This is a genomic window from Iodobacter sp. (assembly GCF_025352645.1).
Classification (GTDB): domain Bacteria; phylum Pseudomonadota; class Gammaproteobacteria; order Burkholderiales; family Chitinibacteraceae; genus Iodobacter.
Genome location: NZ_JANXSO010000022.1, coordinates 1 through 25,400, shown reverse-complemented (window position 1 = coordinate 25,400; position 25,400 = coordinate 1). Strand labels below are relative to the sequence as shown.

The following is a 25,400-nucleotide window of genomic DNA, read 5'->3' as shown; positions in this document are numbered from 1 at the left end:
TCTTTAAAAACCCCTTAATCTGACACGTAACGACAACTGACACATCATGAAAAAACCTAAGCTTGCTGCTTTAGATGCCTCTAAACATAAAGGCCGTGAGTACAAAATCCAGTGCCAGAATCACCAGCGAGCTTGTCACCACGGTACGGGTGGTGGCTCCCGATACGCCTTCGGCGGTGGGTGGCGCGTCATAACCTTCAAAAACGGCGATCAGTGAGATGGCAACACCAAACACCACACTCTTTATCACGCCATTGATCACGTCTTGACGAAAATCAACGGCGCTTTGCATCTGCGACCAAAAAGCGCCTTCATCTAAGCCAAGTAGTTTTACACCGACTAAATAACCACCAAAAATACCCATCGCGCTAAACATTGCCGCCAGTAGCGGCATAGAAATCACGCCACCCCAAAAGCGCGGAGCCACCACACGGGCAATTGGGTTAACCGCCATCATTTCCATGGCAGCTAATTGCTCGGTGGCTTTCATAAGGCCGATTTCGGCAGTAATGGCAGAGCCTGCTCGGCTGGCAAACAGTAAGGCTCCAACCACGGGGCCAAGCTCACGAACTAAGGACAGTGCAACTAAAATACCTAAGGATTCGGTAGCACCAAAGCGCTGCAACGTGTCATAGCCTTGTAGGGCTAACACCATCCCAACAAATAAGCCCGATACCCCAATAATCAATACCGACAGCACACCTGCAAACCAAATTTCACGCATTGTAAGCTGAAAACGGATCAGCGAGGTAGGTGAATGACGCAGAATAGCCAGCATAAAGCGGCAGGCAAAGCCCAGCTTGATGATGACGTTGCTAAATGGTCGGCCCAATGCTGAAAGGGCTTTAAACAAAAAATTAGGCAAGGCGCTGCTCCAGACCAAGATCCGTGGCATAAGGCACGGCGGGTTTATGGAAAGGCACTGGGCCGTCGGTTTCCCCATTAATAAACTGTTTTACAAAGGGGTGAGTTGAGGCGCGAACCTGCTCTGGCGTGCCTTCTGCCACAATTTTGCCATCGGCCAAAAAGTACACATAATCGACAATCGAAAGCGATTCTTCTACATCGTGGGTCACAATCACCGATGCCGTGCCCAGTGCATCGTTTAAATCTCGAATAAGTTTGCCGATTGTGGCCAATGAGATTGGGTCTAGCCCTGTAAATGGCTCGTCGTACAGCATCACCGCAGGGTCTAGCGCAATGGCGCGGGCTAGCGCCACGCGGCGTGCCATCCCGCCGGATAGTTCGGAGGGCATCTGCTCGCTCACACCACGCAGGCCAACCGCGTTTAGCTTCATCAGCACTAAATCATGGATCATCGTTTCGGGCAGATTGCTGCGTTCTCTCAGTGGAAAGGCCACATTATCGAAGACGGATAAATCGGTAAATAAAGCGCCAAATTGAAACAACATGCCAAGCTTTTCGCGCATCTTGTAGAGGCGAGCTTCATTCATACTACCAACATCGTCACCCGCAACATTGAGCTTGCCAAGATCTGGACGAATTTGCCCGCCAATGAGTTTGAGGAGCGTGGTTTTACCTGAGCCAGATCCACCCATAATGGCGACCACTTGCCCACGCTTAATGCTAAGGGATACGTCGGTGAGCACCGCCCGTTCGCCGTAGGCAAAGCTTACATTCTCAAATTGCACCAGAGGCATTTCGCAAGATACTCCTGACATAAAGAGCGCTATTGTAGGTTGCTCTGTCTTAATCAGATAGATGAACTTTGTATGAAATGGTACGGAATTATTGCCATGCAGCAAAGGTAGTAATAGGTGGGAGTTGATAATTTGCTGTGATGACAAGCTTGTAGCGGTTCTTTATTGCATTTTCTTCTAATGTTTTTAGCTAAAAAGTGCGTATAAAAAAGCCCTAAATACAACACTTAAATTTGGCTCGTTTGCTATCGCTGCAATATCTAGCACTTAGCTTGCGGTCTGCTTTATTTGGGCAATACTTGTCTGCACCCTGCCAGTTCACTGTTTGTTTTAAGCAATTCGCGTACTAGTATGAAAGCCAGTGTTCATATTCTGGCAGGATTACTTATGTACTTAGAGCACTTTGGCTTAAATGAACCCCCTTTTAGAATTACACCGCACCCAGAGTTTTTCTTTGCGGGTGCTGAGCGTGGCGCAACTCTAGACGCGCTTATTTATGCCGTACTGGCAGGGGAAGGTTTAGTCAAAGTGGTAGGTGAGGTGGGTAGTGGTAAAACGATGCTATGTCGCGTTTTAGTTGAGCGCTTACCTGCCAATATTGATAGTGTTTACATCGCTAATCCGGCCATGAAACCGGATGAGTTGATGTTGATGATTGCAGATGATCTAGGTTTGGCCAGCGATGCAACACATACCAGCGCTAAAGTTAGAGATTTGCAAGCCGCCTTACTAGAGCGCTTTGCCGCTGGGCGGCAAGTGGTGATTTTGATTGATGAAGCACACGCTATGCCAACTGCCAGTTTAGAGGCGGTTAGGCTGCTGTCTAATTTAGATCATGGCCATCATAAATTATTGCAAATTGTACTATTTGGCCAGCCAGAATTAGATAGCCGTTTAGCGCAGCAAGATTTACGTCAATTACGCGAACGCGTGACCCATGCTTTTCAGCTTGCACCATTAAAAAGTGATGATATTGAAGCCTATATAGAGTTTAGGATGCGGGCCGCAGGCTATCGTGGGCCTGAGCTATTTCAAACTCAGGCGCTTAAGCAAATTTATATTGAATCAGAAGGTTTAACTCGGCGAATTAATATTTTGGCAGACAAATCGTTAATGGCCGCATTTAGCCGTGGCGAGCATTTAGTGAATGCGCAGCATGTAAAAGCTGCAATTAAAGACAGTAGTTTTAAATCGCTTAAAAAAAGGCCCATGATGGCGTGGGTGCTCTTTATGGGCGTATTAGCCGGGGGAGTTGGGGCGAGTTTAATTCAGCAGCCAAATATAAAAATGGCCTCCGCTCCACTGGCAGCCCCAGCGCCTTTGCAATCAGCTAGCTCGGCTGAAGTGCTTATACCTAGTATTAAATTAACTGAGCTATTAAAAAATAAAATAGCTCAATCAAGGTACAAATTTAATCATGCAGAGGCAAATCATATTGCCATCATGCTATTAGTGACTGATCGTGAGCATAGCGAAGATTTAGAAAAATACTTCATGCAAACTAGCCAGTTACTGCCAAAAGATCAATTGCTTATTTATCCGGCAGAAATACGCGGTAAAAAAGGTTGGGGTTTAGTCTATGGTTTATTTACAGATAAAGCTAGTGCACAAGTAGCCATGCTAGCTTTACCAGATCGATTAAAGAAAAATAAACCCATTTTGCGTACCGTAGCAGGAGTGCGTGATGAATTGTGGAATTTATAACTTAAGCTTTGCAGATTAATTATCTGCTTTATTTGATCTGTGGTATTTGCATGAGTACTCATCAATGCGGTGGCAAATTCTTATTCTGCTGTTATTACTTAGTGCATGCGCTAATCAAACGGGCTTGCAAGTTGAAAGCGGACGCCATTTAGAATTAAAACCCGTAGCCAGTAATATACCTAAGCCAATATTAAGCACGCCTATTTTAGCTAAACCACAAGCCGTAGCTAAGACGGCTACCTATAGCGTGGTGGTACACAATGTACCCGTGGCTGAAATATTATTTGCCTTAGGGCGCGATGCTAAAATTAATGTAGATGTGCATTCAGGGGTCAGCGGCAATGTAACCTTGAATGCTATTAATCAAACTCTGCCGCAAATTTTAGAGCGAATGAGCCGGCAAGTGGATTTGCGCTGGGAGTTAGAAAATGGTGTTTTGATTATTACTCCAGATATCCCTTACTTTAAAATATATAAGATGAATTATTTTAATTTATCTAGAAATGTAAAATCTAATGTCACCTTGGCTAATTCGGTAAGCAGTGGCAGTAGTGGTTCTGGTTCTGGTAATAGCTCAAGCACGCAAATTGATATGGTGGCCGAGCATCAATTGTGGAAGCAAATAGAGGCAAATTTAAAAGATCTTTTAAATGTAGCAAAAAATGATGCACAGTCCAATGGATCACAGCTTGGAAGTATTGTGCAGGAGAAAAGTGCGATCGCTGTAAAAACCAATAGCTCTGCGGATAAAAAAGAAGTGGTGCAAACGGCCGCAGAAGCAGCAAAAGCCGCCAAAGACGTTGCGCAGACAAATAAAATAAACGCAGAAACAGAGAAATTAAAAGCGGGCGAATCACAGCCCATCAATAAAATTACTAGCCCTGTGGTCATTAATAATAGTCGCCTTGTGATTATGAATCCAGAAACAGGAATTATCACCATAAAAGCCAGCCAAGCTGAGCATGTAAAAGTAGCCGAATATTTAAGCGCTATTCAGGGAGGCGCATTGCGGCAGGTTTTGATTGAGGCAACAATTGTAGAGGTATTGCTTTCTGACCAATATCAAGCCGGTGTGGATTGGAGCCGAATTGGCACCACTGAAAATCAATTAAATTTCACTCAATCTAATATCGCCAGTAATATGGCTACGCCACCCTTTAGTCTCTTGAGTTACGCTAAAACAGGGGGGGTATTTAATGGCACGTTTAATTTTACTATAAAGATGTTAGAGCAATTTGGTCGTACCCGCGTGTTATCTAGCCCTAAAATAATGGCGCTTAATAATCAAACGGCGGTGATGAAGGTAGTAGAAGAACAGGTTTATTTTACGATTAAAGTAACGCCCCCTGTGATTACCGATGGCAAACCAACCACTCAAGCCACTTACGACAGCGAATTACACACCGTGCCGATTGGCTTGGTGATGCAGGTTACACCGCAAATATCCGAAGACGGCCAAATTGCCTTAAATGTGAGGCCAACTATTACTAATATTAATTCTTTTGTGGAAGACCCTGCGGTTGCTATTTTGGCCGCCAGTAGCTCATCGCCAATTAAAAGCTTAGTGCCTATTTTGCAAGTGAGAGAATTTGATTCAACATTAAAAGTGGCCAGTGGGCAGGTGGCTATTTTAGGTGGATTAATTCAAGACTCTTTAAATAATGATAGACAGGGATTGCCAGGTGTTTCGCGTTTGCCCTATATAGGCGATTTATTTAGCTATCGGAATGATAAAGTTAAAAAAATTGAATTGGTGATATTTCTGCGGCCAGTTTTAATTAAAGATGCCAGCACGCAGGGTGATTTAAAAGATTATCAGCAGTTTTTGCCTAATGATCAATTTTTTAAAGGCAGTATGGATCATGATTTATCGGCATTTCAGTCAGGCAGTACGCCGTTAGAGTCATTGCCATGAGTTTATTACTGCAGGCACTTAAAAAAGCGGAAGAGGCTAAACGCTTACGCGAAGCTACCGCTCTGGAAGGGGGGCCACAGTATGAAGAGGCCGTGGCTGCCAGCCAGCCAGTGGCCGCAGCGCTTAGCGTAAGTGAGCTAGCCTTGGAGCTGGAGGCCCCGATTGAGCCGCCGCATGACTTGAGCCCACCGGCTAGAGAGGTAACAACAGTACCATTGCCGTTAGAGGCCAGCCCACCGGTAGAAGAATGGCAGTTTGTGCCACTGCCCTTGCTTGAAGAGGCGGTGCTTGAGGCAAAATCAAACCCTGTTATCCCTTTGTCTGAGCCTTTAATAACCGCAGAGCCTACAGCTTCTGCTGCAGAGATTCCTCCACCAATCGAGGATGATTTAACTTGGCTAAAGCAAGCCTCAGCAGCCTCTGTTCCAGCTCCTCTTCCCCCAGTTACACCCGTGCAGCCAGCAGAGCCTATGCTTGCGCCAACATTAACGCCTACTCCGCCTGCGCCTTTTGCAAAGCCCTTAGTTAAAGCGGCTTCACGCTCTAAAATCCTGCCTTGGCTAGTGCTAGCAGGTGTGTTGATTGCGGGGGGTATGGGGGGATATTTTTGGTGGCAATATCAATCCTTAATGGTTACGCAAGCACCTGCTGTTGCCGCTGCGGCGGTGGAGGTTGCGTCGCCGCCAGCTGCGTCAGCCCCCATTGTTTTATCGCCACCCCCATCGCCTGTTACTCCAGAGCTGAATGAGCCTACCGTGGTGGTGAAAGTACCCGCACAGATTGTGCCTACATCAATACCGCGCCAATTCAAGAACAATGTAGCCAGTGTAAAAGAGCGTTCTGGTGGTCCTGATGGGGCGGGCGTGCGCTTTGATACACAAAATAATGAGGCAGCAGTGCCGCTGCCGCTGGTGATGGCCTACCGCGCCTTTCAAGAAGGGGATTACCGCCGTGCAGAGGAGGCATATCGGCAGATGCTGCAGCTTGATGGTCGAAATAGGGACGCTTTATTAGGCATGGCGGTGTTGGCGGTGAAGCGGGGCGCGGGCAGTGAGGCTGCACAGTTTTATCGGCAAGTCTTGGCGCTTAATCCGCGGGATGAGGCTGCTCAAGCAGGCTTGTATGCGCTCACACCAAGCAGCGAAGGCTCAGAAGCGGGCTTACGCCAATTAGCCAGCCAGCAATCAGGAGCCGCGTTTGCCTTGGCTAATTTTTACGCAGGGCAAGGCCGCTGGAGCGAGGCGCAGAGCGCGTATTTTCAAGCTTTGTCTTTGGATAGCAATAATGCCGATTACGCCTTTAATTTGGCGATTAGCCTAGAGCATTTACAAGAGACTAAAACCGCTGCTAGGTATTACCGCCAAGCCTTGGCAGGGCGAGGCTCTTTTGATCGGGCGGTTGCTGAAGCCAGATTAAAGGAGCTGGAGTTGCCATGAACGCGCCAGTCAGAAAACTGCCGCTGGGCGAGTTGCTGGTTTCTAAAGGCCTGCTCTCAGAAGATCAGCTACGCATTACTTTGTTTGAGCAGCGCCGTAGCGGTGTGCCCTTAGGCAAGCTGATGGTGTCGCTGGGCTTTATTTCTGAAGGTATTCTGCGCGATGCGCTTTCAGAAAACCTAGGCCAAATCAGCGTTGATTTATCCAAAATATTGGCGGATACGCAGGCGATTAAGCTGATCCCCAAGGATGTGGCCAAGCGGCATATGTTGCTGCCGGTATCGCTAGATATAGAGCGTAATAAGCTGACGCTGGCGATGTCTAATCCCAATAATCTGGTGGCGCTCGATCAAGTACGCATGCTGCTGAAAGACAAGTATGAGTTGGAAACACTGCTTGCAGCAGAATCTGATTTAAACCATGCCATCGATCAGTACTATGGTTTTGAGCTGTCTATTGATGGCATTTTGAATGAGATTGAAACCGGTGTGATCGACTACGCCAGCTTGCAAAATGCCGAGGCCGAGTACAACCAGCCAGTTGTGCGGCTGATCGATGCTCTGCTGGCCGATGCCTGCACGCGCGGCGCGTCGGATATCCACTTTGAGCCTGAATCGTCTTTTGTACGGATTCGCTACCGCATTGACGGTGTGCTGCGGCAGATTCGCGCCCTGCACAAAACCTATTGGCCGGCGATGGTGGTGCGGCTAAAGGTGATGAGCAATATGAATATCGCCGAAACCCGCTCGCCACAAGATGGCCGAATCTCGCTCACCCTTGCGGGCCGCCCGCTGGATTTTCGGGTGGCAGCGCAGCCCACTACTTGGGGCGAGAATGTGGTTTTGCGGATTTTGGATCGGCAAAAAGGCTTGGTAAAGCTAGATAAACTGGGGCTAAGCAAAGAAAACCTCTACCTTTTGCAGCTGATGATTGCTAGGCCGGAAGGGATTATTCTGGTGACTGGCCCCACTGGCTCTGGCAAAACCACCACGCTCTATTCAATCTTAAGCAGCGTGAATACCGAAGCCGTCAATATTATGACGCTGGAAGACCCCGTGGAATACCCGATTCCCATGCTGCGGCAAACCTCGGTGAACGAAGCGGCCAAAATGGATTTTGTAAACGGTATTCGCTCGATGATGCGGCAAGACCCAGACATCATCCTGCTGGGCGAAATCCGTGATCGCGATACCGCCGATATGGCGTTTCGCGCCGCCATGACCGGCCACCAGGTTTACTCCACCCTACACACCAATTCCGCCATCGGCTCGATCCCGCGCTTGCTGGATATTGGCGTGCTGCCCGATGTGTTGGCGGGCAATATTATCGGCATTATCGCCCAGCGCTTAGCCCGAAAATTATGCCCGCTTTGCCGTGAGCCTTATCAGCCAGATGACTTTGAACGGCGCTTACTTGGCGTGGCTGAAGAGGTGGGAGAGCTGACAATTTATCGCCCAGCAGGCTGCCCCAAGTGCGATCACCAAGGCTACAAGGGCCGGATTACGGTGATGGAAGTTTTAAAAATGAGCGTTGAGCTGGATGAGCTGATCGCCAGACGTGCCACTCGGCTAGAGATGAAAAAAGCTGCCGAAGTACAGGGCTTTAAAACCATGGCTGACGACGCATGCCGCCACGTCATTGACGGCATGACCTCGCTGGCCGAGATTTCCCGCGTGATCGATCTGACCGACCGAGTGGGCTAAGTTGAATAAGGAGGATAGCAATGTATATACGCGAACATATCTCACGAGTGATTGATGGCAAAACCTATAACACCCGCACCGCCTTAAATTGCCATATGCATACCGAATCGAAAGACGATCAGGGTGTGCCTTATATCATTGATCTTTATCGTACCAAAAAAGATCAATATTTTTTGGTTGAGCACAATATTCCTCACCCCTATATGGAAAAGGAAAAAGCTGCTGCGGTAGATGTGCTGACACCCATCTCGCTAGAGCAGGCCGAGGAGTGGGTCGAAAAATATTGCCCTTGGCGCAAGGAAAAAATTTTTTCGACCAATAGCGAGGCAAACCTCACTACTTTAACGCTGCGGATCGACAAAATGACCAAGGCCCAATTGGTGGCGCAAGCCACTAAACACAATTTAACGCTCAACGCCTACTGCTTGCTGAAGCTTGAAAAAATACTCTATGAAAAAGACGTTCCACGCGGAGGCGGAGGTATTTTTCTAGAGCGTGGTTTGAATTTGCGTGATTAGGCCTGCAACCATTCTATGGGCGCTGGCTAAACTCTCTTTGTAGGGGGTGATTGTGAGCAAATAAGGGAATCAGATGCAGTTTATCTATCGTGCTGTAGATAGCACTGGCTTAATAAAAAAGGGTAAGTCAGAAGCTAATAACCTAGCAGATTTAGAGCTGCGTCTAGAGCGCTTGGGTCTTAGCCTTATTCACGCTAGTGAGGCCACTGTTGGCGGTGTTTTGGGGGGTAAAAAAGTAGATCGGCGGGAGTTGATTACGTTTACTTTTCATATGGAGCAGCTAACACGGGCAGGGGTGTCTATTTTGGAAGGGCTATCTGATTTGCGGGATAGCTTAGAAGAGCCGCACTTTCGTGCTGTGATTGCCCATTTAATTGAAGATATCGAAGGGGGTCGCCAGTTTTCACAGGCTTTGGCGGCGCATCCACAAGTGTTTGATGCTATTTATGTAAATTTAATTAAGGCAGGCGAAGCCAGCGGTAAATTACCAGAAGTATTACTTAATTTAACCGATTCATTAAAGTGGCAAGATGAGTTGGTTTCTCAAACTAAAAAAATAATTATGTATCCAGCTTTTGTGGGGGTGTTGGTGCTGGGAGTCATTACTTTTTTAATGATTTACCTTGTCCCTCAATTGGTTTCTTTTGTGGCCGCAATGTCGCAAACTCTGCCATTAAATACCAGAATATTGATTGCTATTTCAAATGTTTTTATTAATTATTGGTGGGCGATATTTAGTACGCCCGTAATTTTATTTTTTGCGATTCGTTTTCGCCTGCGCCACGATGAAAAATTTAGGCATCAATTTGATGGATGGAAATTATCAATTAAGCCATTTGGCCCTATTTTGCATAAAATTATTTTGGCGCGTTTTGCTAATTTTTTTGCACTGATGTATGCGGCGGGCATTCCTATTTTGGATTGTATTAAAATTTCAGAAGGGATTGTTAGCAATAGCGTCGTAGCCGAATCTTTACAACGCATCCAGGCGCAGATTCGTGAGGGGCAGGGGGTGACGGCGAGTTTTAGCCAGGAAAAAATGTTCCCTCCCTTGGTATTACGCATGTTAAAAGTGGGCGAGGGCACAGGGCAGCTAGACCATGCTCTGCTGAATATCTCCTATTTTTATAACCGTGATGTCAAAGAATCCATTGAGCGTGTGCAAGCCCTCGTTGAGCCTTCTCTTACCGTGGTATTGGGGCTGATTTTGGCGTGGATTATGTCCTCAGTGCTGGGGCCGATATTCGATACAATTAGCAAAATACGATGAGCTATATTCACCGCACCCTTTTATTATCGAATACACAGCTGATTGCCTTGTATATAGAGCAAGGGCAATTAGTTGAAGAGGCTTGTTTTGGTTTAGATAATATGGGTAAAGAAGCCTTTTTAATTTATTTAGAGCAGCGAAAAGAGTTTGTTTTTAGTTTATTAGTGGATGTCGTGGAAGAAGACTTTCAATTAGAATCTATTCCCCATTTAGGCAAAAAAGATCGCCATGCCTTATTGATGCGCCGCGTAGAGCAAAGCTACCGTACCACGCCTTATCGCCGCTTTATTGTGCAAAAAGAAGCTAAAAAAGGCGAGCAAGACCAAGTATTACTATCGGCCTTAAGCGCGGCTGCGCCGATTGATGCGGTGGTTAATGCCCTATTAGAAAAAAAAGTAGTGTTACAAGGGATTTACTCGGCGGCGTTATTGGCTGGGGAAATGATGCATCGCTCGGGATTGGGGCTTGCGCATTATTTGTTGATTTCATTTAGCGCTGATGGCGGTATGCGGCAGACGTATTTATCGGCCGAAGGGCTTAAATTTAGCCGCGTGAGTAGCTTGCCAGAAGGGATAGATTTGCAAGATGCGGCGCGTATGGCCGAGGTGATTGTGCTTGAGTCTTTACGCGCTAGGCAGTATTTATCAACCTTACGCTTGCTGGGCCGAGACGACAAAGTGCAATTGGCCGTGGTGGCATCCAATGGTTTAGATTGCCAAGCGGCTATCAGCCAGCGTTTGCAAACCAGTGGAGATGCTGGGCATTTTACGATTAGTGATGTGCCGCTGGGCTTATTAGCACAAAAACTGCGGCTCCCCGCTGGCGATTCGCTGCTGAGCATTTTATGTAGCTGGCTGATGCTGCGGCCACCTGCTAATCACTATGGGCAAGCCAAGCATTTAATCCACGCCAGTTGGCAAAAATGGGGGCGGATACTGCGTTATGGTGCGTTTTCAGGCTTGTTTTTTGTGCTGATTTGGAGCGGATTGGCGATGCAAGAGGCAAGCGATGTGCAGGCCTCGATTAACCAATCCTTGAAAAAAACCGCGCAAATTGATGAGCGTTTACGTCGATTTAGCCTTTTGCTTAAGCAAAGCAATGCTAGCGATCCTGCCGCCATGGAAGGCGTGCATGAGCTATATAACCAGCAGTTGCTAACTTGGCCTGATATCGAGTTAACGCTGCAGCAAGTCAGCCAAGTTTTGCTGGAATTTCCTGAGCTAAGCTTAGATGAGCTGCGTTGGCGCTCTGGCCGCACGCCGCTAGAGCCTGCTGCCGATGCCTCGGCGGTGGCCACTCAGCAGCCCGTTGTTTTGGAGCTACAAGGGCGGGTTGAGCCGTTTTCACAGCAGTATCGGCAAGCTTTAAACAGTGTCAGTCGCCTCAGTAGCCGCTTATCTACCTTGCCCAATGTAAAAGTAGATACGTTGCAATTGCCTTTAAATATCAGCTCCACAGCCAAAGTGGAGGGGCAGGTGCTGGCTACTAGGGATGATGAGAAGCGGGTTGATTTTGTGCTGCGCTTAAGTTGGGAGCCAAAAGCACCATGAAAATAGCTGGGCAAGCTTGGCAATTTATTCGCCACGATTTAATCCTAAGTGGCGCAGCGCTGGTTTGTGCGCTGCTGTTTATTGGTCTTTCACAAACTTATCTAGGCTATATGCAAGCCGAGCAGCAGATTTTGCGTAGCCATTTGCAAAGCTTAACCCTGCAAGCCGATGCGCAAGAAACCGCGTGGAATAATGCCGTGCAATATGGCGCGCTTTATCAACGCTTAAGCCGACAAGGCATTATCAATGCGGAGCATCGGCTAGATTGGATTGAATACTTAACTGAATTAAACCGTGAAGTGCCGCAGTTAAAGATTGCTTTTCGGCTGGAGCCGCAGCGTCCTTTAAGTGCGGCGGTGGAAAATGTGCAGCTTTACGGCAGCAAAATGCAATTGAATTTTGAGATTAAAAATGAAGAGGTATTTTCAGATGTCCTAGCAGGGTTGCAGCAGCTGGCTGGCTGGCCAGCTTTAGAGCAATGCGTTTTAGCCCGTAGTGAAGAGGCTAGAATAAAAGTGGCGTGCGATATTGAATGGCTGAGTATCGGCCCCATTGCTCAGCCCGTGGCGGAGGTGGCGCAATGAAATACGGCTTCTTGTTGATGTTGTTGTTTCCTTGCCTTGTGGCGCAAGCAGATTGGGGCAAGTTATTTTTTAGCCCTGCTGAGCGCGCCTTATCAAGAGGCGATGGCAGGCCGCAGGCAGAAGCATCTGCGGTGATTGATACGTTTAGATTAGATGGTGAAATAACGCGTAATGGTAAAAAACTACGCTGGGTGAATGGCGAGCTTAGCCACGTTCCGCTCCCCTCTGGGCTGAAAGTTGGCCAAACGCTGACACGTAAAACGGGTGCGAAGCGCGATGTCTATCAGCCGCCGCAGGAATAAGCATGCAGCGCGTATTTAATCAGCGTGGCGCGATTGCCTTGATGCTGCTTATGGTGGTGGGGCTAGGTATTGCCGCTGCGGTTTTATCGCGCTTTAGCCATCATATTTTTGAGCTACGGCGTGAGCAGCAAACGCTCAATGCCTTGCAGCAAGCTAAGCAAATTTTGCTGGCCGATGCCTTGGCAAAGCGCGGAGGTGCTCTGGTTCGCCCTGGTGAGTTTTATTGCCCAGATCGCAATGTGCAAGGTGAGGCGGGCTATGGGCAAAGTGGTTTAGGTTTAGCCACGCCATCTTGCCCTAGTAATCAGCCCGCTACCCGTATCGGCAGAATTCCTTGGGCGACTTACCATGCCGAAGAATTACGCGATAGCTCGGGCGAGCCTTTATGGATGGCGGTGGCCGATGGTTTTCAAGAAAGAATAACGCTGCCGCTTAATAGCGATACCGCTCCCCAAGCGCCTAATCCTTGGTTTCTTGCCGCAGCCAATAGTGGCGCGCAGGCTTTGTCTAGTGCAAGTGATCCTATTGTGGTGGTGATTCTAGCCCCTGGCCCCGCGCTAGCAGGGCAAAACCGCAGCACCACGGCTCAACAGCGTAATCCCAGTAATTATTTTGAATGTAACCGGCAAACGGTTGGTGGTGCTTGCCTTGGGGCACCCAATAACTATGCCAATAATAGCGCCACACTAGGTCGTTTTTTAGATGGCCCTCGCCTAGATAGCAGCGGCAACCCAACACTGAACGATAGAGTTATCACTATTCGGCGCAGCGAATTAATCGGGCCATTAGAGCAAAGAGCGGCCAAGGAATACCAGCAGCTATTCGATTTATGGGCTAGGCAGGTGGGCAGCAAACGGCTATTGCCCATTCCCAGTAATCCACTCGATGTGGGCTTGCCTTTCCCCGCCAAACCAGATGACGTGGGCTGCACGCAAACGGGAGCGGTTAGCTTGCTGCCATCGGCTTGTGCGCCTAATCCCGCCATTTGCCGAGGCCGTCCACCTAGATCGGTTGAGCTAACAGGTGTGGGGTTAGTGGTTTCACCTTTGTATTTGGTGAATCCCATTAATATGCCCGCTAGCATCGCTAGTTTGGCCAACTGGCAAAGCCTGCTGGTTGAATACGATTGGCTGTATCGCAATCGCTGGGAGCAAGTGTTTTTTTATGCGCTAGCCAATACGCCAAGCTGCGCTTTGCCTGCTATGCAATTACTCAATATGCAGCTGCCTAGCGATATGGCAGGGATAGAGGCGGTATTGATGAGCACAGGCGTGGCGCAAACGGGGCAGCTACGCAGCACGGTTTTAGAAAGAGCTAGCCTAAGTAATTACCTAGATTTGGTGACCAGCGGTATTGCACCACCGCCCTTTGTGAGCAGCATTAACCGCAGCGCTTGGGATTTACTACCGCTACCAAGCAACCGCTATGCCAAGATGCAGGCTACGGATGTGGGCAATGATGCTTTGTATTATCGCTATACCTCTAGCGCACTTCCCGCTACATCCAAATGGCTATATGCCCCAAAGGATAGACCATGAAGCAGAGTGGCTTTACTCTGGCTGAAATTGCCATTGTGTTGGTGATTGTTGGCATTATGCTGGCGGGTGGTCTGGGAGCATTTAAGGCGCAAACTGACGCGCAGCGCAGCAATGAGGGCCGTGCGCAATTGGCTGAGATTAAAGAATCTTTACTAGGCTTTGCCGTACAAAATGGCCATCTGCCTTGCCCTGCAAACCCTGCCCTGACGACCTTTGTGGAGGATCGCGCGGCTAACGGTACGTGCAACCGTGCTCAAGGCCGCGTTCCTGGTGCAAGCCTAGGTCTCGCCAAATCAACGGATCCCTATGGCCAGCCGTTTACTTATCGGGTAAGCACCGACTTTGCCGATAATGGCCCCGCCTCAGCCCCCCCGCTGATTACGGATAGCAATCAAACCTTGGGAGGATGCCCGGTTGGTAGTGCGGCTGCGCCTGGCATCAGTTTTATGCTTTGTTCCCGCGGGGATATTTTTGTTTTACCAACCTCAGGTGCAGCAACGCCATTGGCTTCACAGCTGGTGGCGGTGATCGTGATGCATTTTCGCCACGGCCCACCCAATGCAGGTGCGGGATCGGTGGATGAGCAAGAAAACACCAGTATCAACACCACCTTTATTAGTAAATTACGCGTCGATGATAATCCGGCCACGCCAGTGGATGAAGAATACGACGATATAACAGACTGGATCAGCCCCTCCATCTTGATTGCAAAAATGCTGGCGGCAGGTAAGTTGCCTTAGTTGCTTAAACATAAAAAAACCCCACAGCGCGCTGTGGGGTTTTTCTTAGGGCTAAGCGCTTTAAGCAACTTGGCCGTGGCAGTGTTTAAACTTCTTGCCAGAGCCGCATGGGCAGGCATCGTTACGGGCTACGCCAGAGAATTGCAGCTTTGGGCCACCTTCTGCTTGCATTGCCTGCATTAAGGCTGCTTTGATCTGCTCATCGTCACCACTGGCTAAGATGGCTTCTAGATCGGCGTGGTTAAATTGCAGTGCCGACGCTGGGATTTCTTGTGGGCGCACGGCTTCTACATCTTCTGGCGAGCGTACTTGCACGGTCATTACAATTTGCATGACCTCACGCTTGATGTTTTCTAGCAGTTGCGAGAACAGCTCGAACGCTTCACGTTTGTATTCTTGCTTAGGGTTCTTTTGTGCATAGCCGCGCAAATGAATACCTTGGCGTAAATGATCGAGCGATGACAAATGCTCACGCCAGCTTTGATCTACGTGTTGCAGCAGTACCGAGCGCTCAAACTGGCGGAAAGTAGTTTCACCAGCTAATTCAACTTTGGCGTTATAGCTTTCTGCCGCGGCTACTTGCACGCGCTCTTTCATGGCTTCAATGGTGAGCGTGGTATCGTTTTTAACCCAGTCAGCAATATCTAGCTGGATATTTAGCTCGCTCAAGGCACGCTCTAAGCCAGCCACATCCCACTGCTCTTCCATAGAATCGGTAGGAATATGCAAATTGAAAAGATCGCCAATCATGCTGTCACGCATGGCACTAATGGTGTCGCTGACTTCTTCGCTTTCTAAGATTTCATTACGCTGACCGTAAATAGCCTTGCGTTGCTCGTTAGATACATCATCGTATTCCAGCAATTGCTTACGAATATCGAAGTTGCGGCCTTCAACCTTGCGCTGCGCGGATTCAATCGCGCGGGAAACCATACCCGCTTCAATTGGCTCGCCTTCAGGCATTTTTAAGCGATCCATCACCATTGCCACGCGATCCCCTGCAAAAATACGCAGTAAGGAGTCTTCTAGCGATAGATAAAAACGGCTGGAACCAGGGTCACCCTGACGACCAGAGCGGCCACGCAGCTGGTTATCAATACGGCGTGATTCATGGCGCTCGGTACCAATAATATGCAAGCCGCCCGCGGCCACTACCGCATCATGGATGATTTTCCAATCGGCTTTCATGGCTGCAATTTTGGCGAGTTTTTCGGCGTCACTCAGCTCAGCGTCTTGCTCAACCGCTTTGATTTCGCGCTCAATATTACCGCCCAGTACGATATCCGTACCACGGCCCGCCATATTTGTGGCAATGGTAATCACGCCAGGCGAGCCTGCTTGGGCCACGATATCGGCTTCACGCGCGTGCTGTTTGGCGTTCAGCACATTGTGCTTGAAGCCGTCTTTTTCTAGCATTTCAGAGAGCAGCTCAGATTGCTCAATCGAGGTTGTACCGACCAAGACGGGTTGTTTACGCTCTTGGCAGCCCTTGATATCGGCAATGATGGCGTTGTATTTTTCGCCGGCGGTTTTGTAAACCTGATCTTGTCTATCGTCACGCACCATCGGGCGATTCGTTGGCACGATCACGGTTTCTAGGCCGTAAATTTGCTGGAATTCGTAAGCTTCAGTATCGGCCGTACCGGTCATACCTGATAGCTTGGTATACATGCGGAAGTAATTTTGCAGAGTAATCGTGGCAAGAGTTTGATTCTCTTGATTGATTTCTACGCCTTCTTTGGCTTCAACCGCTTGATGCAAACCTTCAGACCAGCGGCGGCCAGACATTAAACGGCCAGTGAACTCGTCAACAATGACAATTTCGCCTTCTTCGGTCACCACATAATGCTGATCGCGCAGGAATAATGAATGCGCGCGCATTGCCGCGTAAAGGTGGTGAACTAAGCTGATGTTCACTGCCGAATAAAGGCTGTCGCCCTCTTTGAGCAGGCCTTTTTGGCTGAGGATAGCCTCAACTTTCTCGTGCCCTGCTTCAGATAGCAGTACCGAGTGGGCTTTTTCATCTACCCAGAAATCGCCTTCTGATTCTTCCTCAGATTGGCGAGTAAGCTGGCCAGGGATATCGTTAACCAGTTGATACATCTCGATGCTGTCTTCAGCAGGGCCAGAGATAATCAAAGGGGTGCGCGCTTCATCGATCAGAATCGAATCCACTTCATCGACAATGGCGTAGTTGAGTTTGCGCTGTACGCGCTCACCCACGGTGAACACCATATTGTCGCGCAGGTAATCAAAGCCGAATTCATTGTTGGTGCCGTAAGTAATGTCGCAAGCGTAAGCTTGTTGCTTATCGTCGTGCTGCATTTGGCCCAAGTTCACGCCGCAAGTTAGCCCTAAGAAGTTGTAGAGCTTGCTCATCGTGGCCGCATCACGGCTGGCCAAGTAATCATTCACGGTAATCACGTGCACGCCATTGCCTGATAAGGCATTTAAGTAAGCGGGCAAGGTTGCAACCAGTGTTTTACCTTCACCGGTACGCATTTCAGAAATCTTGCCTTGGTGTAGCGCTAAGCCACCCATTAGCTGTACGTCAAAGTGACGCATGCTTAAGCTGCGCTTAGAGCCTTCGCGGCAAACAGCAAAGGCTTCTGGCAGAATTTGATCAAGCGTCTCACCCTTGGCGACGCGTGCTCGGAATTCTTCCGTTTTAGCCCGCAGGTCATCATCAGATAGCGCTGCAATACCGGCTTCGAGCGCGTTGATCTGCTTTACGATGGTGCCATATTGTTTGAGCAGGCGGTCATTACGACTTCCGAAAACTTTTTTGAGCAAATTTGCAATCATCTAAAGCTACCAGCAATGGGCAAGGCCCGGTTAGTGTGACAACGGCGGTTAGAACATCCTAATCCGCCGTATATGCGACCATTTCAATTAAAATTCAAGATCAATCGCCAGATTTTATCTCAGCAAAGTTAATCATTTTGTTTGCAGGGCCAATAAAGCGTAAAGGGTTTTGTGCAATTCCCTTATAGCGAATCTCAAAATGCAGATGTGGCCCCGTTGAGCGCCCTGTGCTTCCTAGTAAGGCAATGGTCTGGCCAGCGTTGATTTGCTCACCTACTTTTACGTCCAATTTGGATGCATGAGCATAGCGGCTGGTGATTCCGTTGCCATGATCTAAGTCAACCATATTACCATATTGGGGGTGGAAGGCCGCAAAGCTGACTTTACCACTGGCTGCAGCCATAATGGGCGTGCCAGTTTCCCCCACAAAATCGATTCCTTCATGAAAGACTTGGTTGCCGTTAAAGGGGTCTATCCTTTTGCCAAAGCTAGAGGATTGTAATCCTACATTCAGCGGGGCTTTGGAAGGGAGTTGCCATGCTTTTGGCTGCAGTAAGATGCTTTCTGCTAAAGCGAGCTGATCCAGCCTTGCATTTAAACTGCTGCTCGCCGCATCAATTTCACGGCCAAGGGTTGCGGCCGTTAACGGTGTGCCAGTGTGTTGTATCCCGCCCCGTGGCACGGGTTGGTTGGATAAAAACGGCTTGATATCAATGCCGGTTTTATTGCCAACTTGGCTGGCTAGGCCATCTAAACGCAGTAATTTGGCTTGCAGCTCGCCCACACGAATGGCGAGTGCGTCGATTTCAGTCTGGCGGGTGTTATTGTTACCCGGCATTAATCGCCATAAGGCTTGATTAGAGCTGGGTTTGATCAGCGAGCCCAAGGCGAAAGCGATCGATGCCACTAGCAAAAGCATAAGCAGGGCTAGACATATAATTTGTCGGCTATCGAGCGAAACCGCTTTGCCTAGCCGATTAGACATCACAATGATATTCATTGAATTTAACCTTTGCGAACCATCTTAATGCTGAAAAAAACCACTCTAAAGCAGGTCGGCAATGACCGACAGCTCGCCAGCCTGATGCATCAGGTGGACGATTTGGCGAGCGTTTTAGCCCAAGTGCGGGGTGTGCTACCGCCAGCGATGGCGAGTCATTGCCTTGGAGTGGCTTGGTCCGGCGATACTATTTTAATTGGTGTGAGTGGCAGTGCTGCTGCATCAAGGGTGCGTCAATTAGCGCCACAGATTTTGGCCGCACTGCAAGTCGGCGGGTGGAAAGCTACCGCAATCTTGCCCAAGGTGCAAGTTGGCCTGCAAAGCACAAAGGCCATTCGAAGCAAAGACTTACATTTAAAAGCGGGTGCTTGCGTGGCTTTTTCTGAGCTATCTGCCAATTTGGAGGATGGGCCTTTAAGGGAGGCAATTACGTCATTATTAAACCGACATGCACCTAAAGACAGCTGACCCCGTGGATTTGGTCTATAAATGCTGTAAGGCCCTGTAATCTAATGCTTTTATGGATTTCATGCCACATGAGACTAAATCTACGAAGGAGCTGGGCGATGAGAATAAAGCAATGCGAGGGTCAGGCTAAGCAAACAGGCTTTACCTTGGTCGAGCTAGCCATTGTGCTGGTGATTATTGGCTTGATTTTAGGGATGGCGTTTAAAGGCAAGGATTTGATTGATGGGGCGAAGGTGAAGAGTATGGCTGCCCAATATAATAAGGTGCAGGCCGCGTTTAATATTTACTTTGAAAGGTACGGGGCCTATCCGGGGGATGGCTGTGCTGCTCTTCAAGCCTTAGGGCCTTTTACTCCATGCGCAGGGGCGAAAAATGGCATATTGGATACGGTAGCCGAGGCAGGTTCGGCGTTGATTCAACTGCAAAACTCGGGTTTATTGACTGCTGCGGATGTTCAGTCGCCATTTGGTGCGCCTTGGAGTGTTTCTGTTTCTACTTCCGCCTTTTTCCCTCCTGCAGGGACTAATTATTTGTCATTCACTGCGGCCGGAGTACCCGTAACGGGAGCGGCAGCAATTGCCGACTCTCGCATGGTATGTGCTTTGGATAGACTGATAGATAACGGGGACAACGGCAATTTAGTCACTGCAGCTGGAACGGTGGTAAGAAGTACCACTGTCTATACTCCCACCGTTGATTGCTGGGGGGCCCCATATGCGGGTACAAGAGCAAGTATCGGTATACGGCTATTACCCTGAGTTGTGTTCCTGCCTAACTGATGTTACGTAGTCTCGTAGGATGCTCTCGCAGCGCAGCGCGCCTCACTCCCTCAACATTCTCCGTAAAAAACTTAAATTTATTTTTTTACCTAAAGAAATCCGAGCTTTCCCCCAGCTCGGGTTTGCTAATTCCTCGAATCACTTCCCTAAGTAAAGACGCGGTCACTGGCCGTTTTTCGGTTAGGGAAAGATGATTGGCGATATCCAGATGCTGATACAGCGTGGGTAAATCGCGTGAAGCGTGGCGTAGTAGATAATCGGCTAGATCATCGCTTAGCTCAAAACCTAAGCTAAAGGCGCGGCGCTTAAGGGCGTCGGCTTTTTCAGGATCAGATAGAGGTTTAAGTTGATACACCAAGCCCCAGCCTAAACGTGTGCTTAAATCTGGTCTAAGTAGCAGCAGCATGGGCGGTTTAGAGCCAGCAGCCAGCAGCAGTCCACCGCCATCTTTCAGCGTATTAAAGTGATCAAATAAGCGAATCTGCTCATCGCGGCTAAGCGCTTCAACATTATCGACGATCAGGGAGGCTTCTTGCGGCAGCGAGCTAGGCAGCGCGTCGTAGGCGGCATCGGTAAAAAAGATTTGAGCGCCAGCGGGCAGCATGGCGCGCGCGGCGGCGAGTAAGTGGCTCTTGCCACTGCCGCGTTCTCCCCACAGATAGAGAAAACGCACGTCTCCCTCACCAAGGCTCCAGCAACCAAGTTGGTAGAGTAGCTCGGCGTTTTCGCCTCGAATAAAGTTCTCAAAAGAGGGCGGGGCTGGCAGTTGTAAGTCCAGCACGAGTTGCTTCATGCGGGAGGGGCTCCATTGGGTCGATGACGAGCGTGCGGGTGTTTTTTCACAAGATGCGATAAAATGCTTTGCTTTGCAGCAGGTGCTATCCCTTTTAGGGACACTCATCTGCACTAATATAACGAATGTTCGCCATTCTAGCGCAGAAGCCACTAGTGGCGCTGCCAGTTTCACGAGGCCTTGCATGACCAATCAAAGCTTGAGCTACCGCGATGCGGGTGTCGATATCGATGCCGGCGATCAGTTGGTTGAAAATATTAAGCCCTACGCCAAGCGTACCATGCGCCCAGAGGTGCTGAGTGGTATTGGCGGTTTCGGCGGTTTAGTCGAAATCAGTAAAAAATACCAAGAGCCTGTTTTGGTGTCCGGCACCGACGGTGTTGGTACTAAACTCAAGCTCGCTTTCGAGCTAAATCGCCACGATACAGTCGGTATTGATCTGGTTGCGATGAGCGTGAACGATATCTTGGTACAGGGTGCCGAGCCATTGTTCTTCCTTGATTACTTTGCCTGCGGCAAGCTAGATGTGCCAAATGCAACTGAAGTGATTCGTGGTATCGCCTTTGGTTGTGAGCAGGCAGGTTGTGCACTGATCGGTGGTGAAACGGCCGAAATGCCTGGTATGTACCCTGCGGGCGAATACGATCTGGCTGGCTTTGCGGTTGGCGTGGTAGAGAAAAGCAAAATCATTACGGGCGACGATATCGTGCCGGGTGATGTGGTACTTGGTTTGGCATCGAATGGCGCGCATTCCAATGGTTACAGCTTGGTGCGTAAAATTATGCACCTTGCTGAAGCGGATTACGCTGCAGAATTTGAAGGCGGCAAAAGCTTGGCTGATGTGGTGATGGCTCCAACCCGTATTTATGTCAAACCGCTGCTGAAACTTATGCAAGCGATGACCGTCAAAGGGATGGCGCATATCACGGGTGGTGGTATCAGCGAAAACGTGCCTCGTGTATTGCCAAGCAATGTGGTTGCGGCTATCGATGCTCAATCTTGGACCATGCCTAAGTTATTCCAATGGCTGCAAAAAGAAGGCAATGTGGACGCGCAAGAAATGTACCGCACCTTTAACTGTGGCGTAGGCATGGTGGTGATTATGGCTGCAGATCAAGCTGCCGCCGCGATTGCCCTGCTTGAAGCCGAAGGTGAAACCGTTTACACACTCGGTACGATTCGTGCCCGCGTGGGTGATGAGCACCAAACGCAAGTTGCATAAATGGTTGTAGGGGTACGGCATGCCGTACCCGCGTGTTTATATCAGCACGCGTGGGCACAAAGGCGTGCCCTCCCTACAATACAGGGCGAGGGCTCTTACCTCGCCCTTTCGCTTTTGAGACTTATGAAAAATATTGTTATTTTGATTTCTGGCCGTGGCAGCAATATGCAAGCCATTGTGAATGCGCAAATCACAGGTGCAAATATCTGCGCTGTGATTGCCAACCGCCCCGATGCCGCAGGCTTGGTGTGGGCCGCAGAGCGTGGCATTGCCACCGCCGTACTGGATCATAAGCTCTACGCTGGGCGAGAGGCTTTTGATACGGCCCTAGCTGCGCTGATCGATGGCTATGCGCCAGATCTGATCGTGCTGGCGGGCTTTATGCGCATCTTAACGGCTGATTTTGTAAATCATTATGCGGGCCGTCTCATCAATATTCATCCATCACTTTTGCCTGCTTATACCGGCTTAAACACGCACGCACGGGCCTTGGCTGATGGCGTAAAAGTGGCGGGTTGTACCGTACATTTTGTGACTGCCGAGCTAGATCATGGCCCTATCATTTTGCAAGCCGCTTTGGCTGTGCTTGATGATGATAGCGTAGAGAGTTTATCCGGCAGAATGCTGGTGCAAGAGCATCTTATTTACCCGCAGGCAGTACGCTGGTTTGTTGAAGATAAACTAAGCATTGTGGATGGTAAGGTGCGTGTAGCCAGCCATAGTCCTGCCGCTGTTTTGATTTCCCCGCCGGTGTTGTGATGGGGCGCTGGCCGGGCTTAATACTGAGTGTGGCCGCGCTGTTGTCGATGCTATTGCATTTGGGCTGGATTTTTAACGAGCAAATTTATGCTTGGGTCACGCAAAAGCCTTTTACAGAGAGCGAGCTTAAAAAAGTCACGCAAAAATTAAGCGCGATTGAAGATGCCACCAGCAGTAAACCGGCAGGGCTGGCTGGGGTTAAGCCCGTTGAAAACCATGTAGTGTATTTGCAAACAGGGCAAAAACCGCAGCCCATTGTACTGGTTCCACCTAAGGCGCAACCTAAAGCCAAAGTGAAAATGGTTGCGAGTGCGGTGTCCGTGGCAAAAGCTTCTGAACCGGCTAGCGCAGCCAGTGCGGTAGTGGCAAAACCTGTAGTGGCTGTGGCAAGCAGTGTGCCTGAGGTGGCTTCGCAAGTAGCGCAAGTCATTGTGGACTCGCAGCCTGAATCAACATTGCCGCCATTAAAAGAAAGCCCCTTGATGTCGGAGCAAAGCTATCCGGCGCAGGTAGAAATTACCTATGCTTATGGGATCTTTCCGATCCGTATGAGTTGGAAAGCTGAAGCTGGGCACTATGCTTTGAAGTTGCGTGGCGCTTTGTTTTCTAAATCGCGCGAATTTATTAGCAATGGAGAGGTTGGCCCCGAGGGGGTCATCCCACAACGCTTTGCTGATTATCGTGACGGAAAAATGATTAATGAGGCTCTATTTGATTGGAAGGCCAAGCAAGTCACGCTAAATGACGGTGGTAGTAGTAAGCTTGAAGCACTAAAAACAGGCGATCAGGATATTTTTTCTGCTGCTTTTCAACTGGCCCTGCAAGGCGCAAAAATGAAAGACTTTACTTTCACCATTGCCAGTGGCCGCAAAATTTATAAAGACGTGCCGTTTGAAATCAGCGGCCAAGCCAGCTTGCATCTTGGTGATCGACAGATCGAAGCCATTTTGCTGCGCGGGCGCTTTGAGGACCGAACGTTTGATTTCTGGCTAGCGCCACAGTGGCATAACATGCCCGTACGGATGACATTATCGCTAGGTAGCGAAGGTAGCTTCGATATCTGGGCCAACGATATCAAAATTAATGGCGAAATGGTGTTGGAACCCCCAAGCAGCAGCCGTAACGCCAACTCTAACCGCATGATGCGAAGATAAAAGACATGATTGCTTTAAACAATAACCGATACCACGCCACCATTTCTGTTCTATCTGAAATGTTGGTTTTTGCCGCCCCATCCGATGCCACCATGTCGCGTTTCTTTCGCAGCAACCCCAATCTGGGCGGCCAAGATCGCCATATGATTGCCGAGTGCGTTTACGGCATTTTGCGCAATAAAATCCGCCTAGAGTGGGTTTTGGGTGGCCCGAGCAATGCACGTAGCCTACTCACGGCTTATTTAGTGGTGGTGGAGCGTCGTAATCTGCGCGAATGCGGCGATTGGTTTCCAGATACCGAAAAAGACACCTTTGCCCTATGCAAAAGCAAAAAACTAGCTGAAGCACCGGTCTATGTGCGTGCCGATTTGCCGGAATGGGTGGTGGCAGATTTAATCGCTGGTGGCATGAGTGATGCCGATATCCTAGCGCTTGGCGCGGGCCTGCAAGGCGCTGCGGCACTGGATCTGCGTGTAAATAGCTTAAAAGCCAAACGCGAACAAGTCGCTGCCGAACTAAAAGACGTGGGTGGAATTGATACCACGCCAACGCCATATTCACCTTGGGGCCTGCGTGTAACGGGCAAGCCTGCCATCAATAAATACCGCGCCTTTACCGAAGGCCGTGTAGAAGTACAAGACGAAGGCAGCCAGCTCTTGGGCCTGCTCACTGGCGCAAAACGCGGCCAGATGGTGGTGGATTTCTGCGCCGGCGCCGGTGGTAAAACCCTGCTACTGGGCGCGATGATGAATTCTAGTGGCCGCTTGTACGCCTTTGATGTATCAGAAAAGCGCCTGAATAACTTCAAGCCACGCTTGGCCAGATCTGGTCTATCCAACGTTAACGCGCAGCTGATTTCTAGCGAAAATGATCAAAAAATTAAACGTCTAGTTGGCAAAATTGACGCGGTATTGGTGGATGCGCCTTGCTCTGGCATGGGCACAGTACGCCGTAACCCAGACTTGAAATTCCGCCAAAACCCAGCCAGCGTGGCTGAACTGAACGCCATGCAAACCAGTATCTTGGCTTCCGCTTCCCGCCTAGTGAAGCCCGCAGGCCGTTTGGTTTACGCCACATGCAGCTTCTTGCCATCCGAAAACGAAGCCATTGTCGAAGCCTTCCTCGGCGCCAATCCAGACTTCAAACTGCTGGATGCGCCGGAGCTGCTGAAAGCCGAGCAAGTAGAAATCGAGCTAACCGGCCCTTACTTCAAGCTATCCCCGCACCTGCATCAGGCCGATGCGTTTTTTGCAGCGGTAATGCAAAAAGTTTGATTCTGCGTGTCTGGTGATCAAAAAAGCCCATCTCTTGAACTGACCCCAATTAGTTGGACAGTATAAAAGCTAGGTACTCAAGGTCTGGGTTCTGTATTGCACAGGACTCAGCCCTTTTAACTTCAACTTGATTCGGTCGTGGTTATAGTAATGAATGTAATCCACGATGCCTTGCTCTAGTTGCTCAAGACTAGTGAATTTTTCTAAGTAGAAGAACTCTGACTT

The 25,400-nt window shown here is 49.2% G+C and carries 23 protein-coding genes; 17 read left to right on the top strand and 6 right to left on the bottom strand.

Going from position 1 to position 25,400, the window contains the following annotated elements; genetic code table 11:
• Positions 1-70 precede the first annotated feature (70 nt).
• Together mlaE and Q0R17_RS02780 are read right to left on the bottom strand one after the other, a co-directional pair.
• Entirely contained in the window at positions 71-865 is a 795-nt protein-coding gene (gene mlaE, locus Q0R17_RS02785; protein WP_293931922.1) for a lipid asymmetry maintenance ABC transporter permease subunit MlaE, read from the bottom strand.
• Positions 858-1,661, bottom strand: coding sequence for an ABC transporter ATP-binding protein (locus Q0R17_RS02780; protein ID WP_374759847.1), 804 nt, complete (start codon positions 1,659-1,661; stop codon positions 858-860). Before Q0R17_RS02780 ends, mlaE begins: the two co-directional genes overlap by 8 nt.
• 351 nt (positions 1,662-2,012) lie before the next feature.
• On the opposite strand from Q0R17_RS02780, the gene Q0R17_RS02775 reads away from it, so the two are divergent.
• From Q0R17_RS02775 to Q0R17_RS02725, 11 genes are all read left to right on the top strand, one after another.
• The gene (locus Q0R17_RS02775; RefSeq protein ID WP_293931920.1) at positions 2,013-3,365 is read left to right on the top strand and encodes an ExeA family protein; all 1,353 of its coding nucleotides are present in this window, start codon (positions 2,013-2,015) and stop codon (positions 3,363-3,365) included.
• Between the two features lie 64 nt (positions 3,366-3,429).
• On the top strand, positions 3,430-5,280 hold the full coding sequence (gene mshL, locus Q0R17_RS02770) for a pilus (MSHA type) biogenesis protein MshL (RefSeq protein ID WP_293931919.1): 1,851 nt from the start codon (positions 3,430-3,432) through the stop codon (positions 5,278-5,280).
• Positions 5,277-6,716, top strand: a complete 1,440-nt coding sequence (locus Q0R17_RS02765) for a tetratricopeptide repeat protein (RefSeq protein WP_293931918.1) — start codon at positions 5,277-5,279, stop codon at positions 6,714-6,716. The genes mshL and Q0R17_RS02765 overlap by 4 nt, the downstream gene beginning before the upstream one ends.
• Complete coding sequence (locus Q0R17_RS02760; RefSeq protein WP_293931917.1) at positions 6,713-8,419, top strand: GspE/PulE family protein; 1,707 nt, start codon at positions 6,713-6,715, stop codon at positions 8,417-8,419. Before Q0R17_RS02765 ends, Q0R17_RS02760 begins: the two co-directional genes overlap by 4 nt.
• 20 nt (positions 8,420-8,439) lie before the next feature.
• The gene (locus Q0R17_RS02755) at positions 8,440-8,937 is read left to right on the top strand and encodes a hypothetical protein (protein ID WP_293931915.1); all 498 of its coding nucleotides are present in this window, start codon (positions 8,440-8,442) and stop codon (positions 8,935-8,937) included.
• Positions 8,938-9,010: 73 nt separating this feature from the next.
• On the top strand, positions 9,011-10,207 hold the full coding sequence (locus tag Q0R17_RS02750; RefSeq protein WP_293931913.1) for a type II secretion system F family protein: 1,197 nt from the start codon (positions 9,011-9,013) through the stop codon (positions 10,205-10,207).
• Complete coding sequence (locus Q0R17_RS02745; RefSeq protein WP_293931911.1) at positions 10,204-11,757, top strand: hypothetical protein; 1,554 nt, start codon at positions 10,204-10,206, stop codon at positions 11,755-11,757. The genes Q0R17_RS02750 and Q0R17_RS02745 overlap by 4 nt, the downstream gene beginning before the upstream one ends.
• The gene (locus Q0R17_RS02740; protein ID WP_293931909.1) at positions 11,754-12,341 is read left to right on the top strand and encodes a hypothetical protein; all 588 of its coding nucleotides are present in this window, start codon (positions 11,754-11,756) and stop codon (positions 12,339-12,341) included. The genes Q0R17_RS02745 and Q0R17_RS02740 overlap by 4 nt, the downstream gene beginning before the upstream one ends.
• Positions 12,338-12,643 carry a hypothetical protein gene (locus tag Q0R17_RS02735; protein ID WP_293931908.1) on the top strand — a complete coding sequence of 102 codons (306 nt, stop codon included), beginning with the start codon at positions 12,338-12,340 and terminating at the stop codon, positions 12,641-12,643. Before Q0R17_RS02740 ends, Q0R17_RS02735 begins: the two co-directional genes overlap by 4 nt.
• Before the next feature lie 2 nt (positions 12,644-12,645).
• On the top strand, positions 12,646-14,181 hold the full coding sequence (locus Q0R17_RS02730; protein WP_293931907.1) for a hypothetical protein: 1,536 nt from the start codon (positions 12,646-12,648) through the stop codon (positions 14,179-14,181).
• On the top strand, positions 14,178-14,921 hold the full coding sequence (locus Q0R17_RS02725) for a type II secretion system protein (RefSeq protein ID WP_293931906.1): 744 nt from the start codon (positions 14,178-14,180) through the stop codon (positions 14,919-14,921). Before Q0R17_RS02730 ends, Q0R17_RS02725 begins: the two co-directional genes overlap by 4 nt.
• Before the next feature lie 60 nt (positions 14,922-14,981).
• Here Q0R17_RS02725 and secA read toward each other — a convergent pair whose 3' ends face one another.
• The gene (gene secA / locus Q0R17_RS02720; RefSeq protein WP_293931904.1) at positions 14,982-17,726 is read right to left on the bottom strand and encodes a preprotein translocase subunit SecA; all 2,745 of its coding nucleotides are present in this window, start codon (positions 17,724-17,726) and stop codon (positions 14,982-14,984) included.
• Between the two features lie 100 nt (positions 17,727-17,826).
• On the bottom strand, positions 17,827-18,726 hold the full coding sequence (locus Q0R17_RS02715) for a M23 family metallopeptidase (RefSeq protein WP_293931903.1): 900 nt from the start codon (positions 18,724-18,726) through the stop codon (positions 17,827-17,829).
• Between the two features lie 27 nt (positions 18,727-18,753).
• Between Q0R17_RS02715 and Q0R17_RS02710 the strand changes: the two genes are divergently transcribed.
• Together Q0R17_RS02710 and Q0R17_RS02705 are read left to right on the top strand one after the other, a co-directional pair.
• Positions 18,754-19,194 (top strand): DciA family protein, encoded by a 441-nt coding sequence (locus tag Q0R17_RS02710; protein WP_293931902.1) that lies wholly within the window; start codon positions 18,754-18,756, stop codon positions 19,192-19,194.
• A 98-nt stretch (positions 19,195-19,292) separates the two neighbouring features.
• On the top strand, positions 19,293-19,952 hold the full coding sequence (locus tag Q0R17_RS02705) for a type II secretion system protein (protein ID WP_293931901.1): 660 nt from the start codon (positions 19,293-19,295) through the stop codon (positions 19,950-19,952).
• Positions 19,953-20,058: 106 nt separating this feature from the next.
• Here Q0R17_RS02705 and hda read toward each other — a convergent pair whose 3' ends face one another.
• Complete coding sequence (hda, locus tag Q0R17_RS02700) at positions 20,059-20,766, bottom strand: DnaA regulatory inactivator Hda (RefSeq protein WP_293931899.1); 708 nt, start codon at positions 20,764-20,766, stop codon at positions 20,059-20,061.
• Between the two features lie 184 nt (positions 20,767-20,950).
• On the opposite strand from hda, the gene purM reads away from it, so the two are divergent.
• The 4 genes from purM (at position 20,951) to Q0R17_RS02680 (ending at position 25,175) form a co-directional block, all read left to right on the top strand.
• Entirely contained in the window at positions 20,951-21,988 is a 1,038-nt protein-coding gene (gene purM, locus Q0R17_RS02695; RefSeq protein WP_293931897.1) for a phosphoribosylformylglycinamidine cyclo-ligase, read from the top strand.
• Between the two features lie 123 nt (positions 21,989-22,111).
• Positions 22,112-22,747 (top strand): phosphoribosylglycinamide formyltransferase, encoded by a 636-nt coding sequence (gene purN, locus Q0R17_RS02690; protein ID WP_293931895.1) that lies wholly within the window; start codon positions 22,112-22,114, stop codon positions 22,745-22,747.
• Complete coding sequence (locus tag Q0R17_RS02685; protein ID WP_293931893.1) at positions 22,747-23,901, top strand: DUF3108 domain-containing protein; 1,155 nt, start codon at positions 22,747-22,749, stop codon at positions 23,899-23,901. Before purN ends, Q0R17_RS02685 begins: the two co-directional genes overlap by 1 nt.
• Before the next feature lie 5 nt (positions 23,902-23,906).
• Positions 23,907-25,175, top strand: a complete 1,269-nt coding sequence (locus tag Q0R17_RS02680) for an RsmB/NOP family class I SAM-dependent RNA methyltransferase (RefSeq protein WP_293931891.1) — start codon at positions 23,907-23,909, stop codon at positions 25,173-25,175.
• Between the two features lie 69 nt (positions 25,176-25,244).
• Here Q0R17_RS02680 and Q0R17_RS02675 read toward each other — a convergent pair.
• The coding region (locus tag Q0R17_RS02675; protein ID WP_293931960.1) for an IS3 family transposase at positions 25,245-25,400 on the bottom strand (156 nt) is incomplete at its 5' end.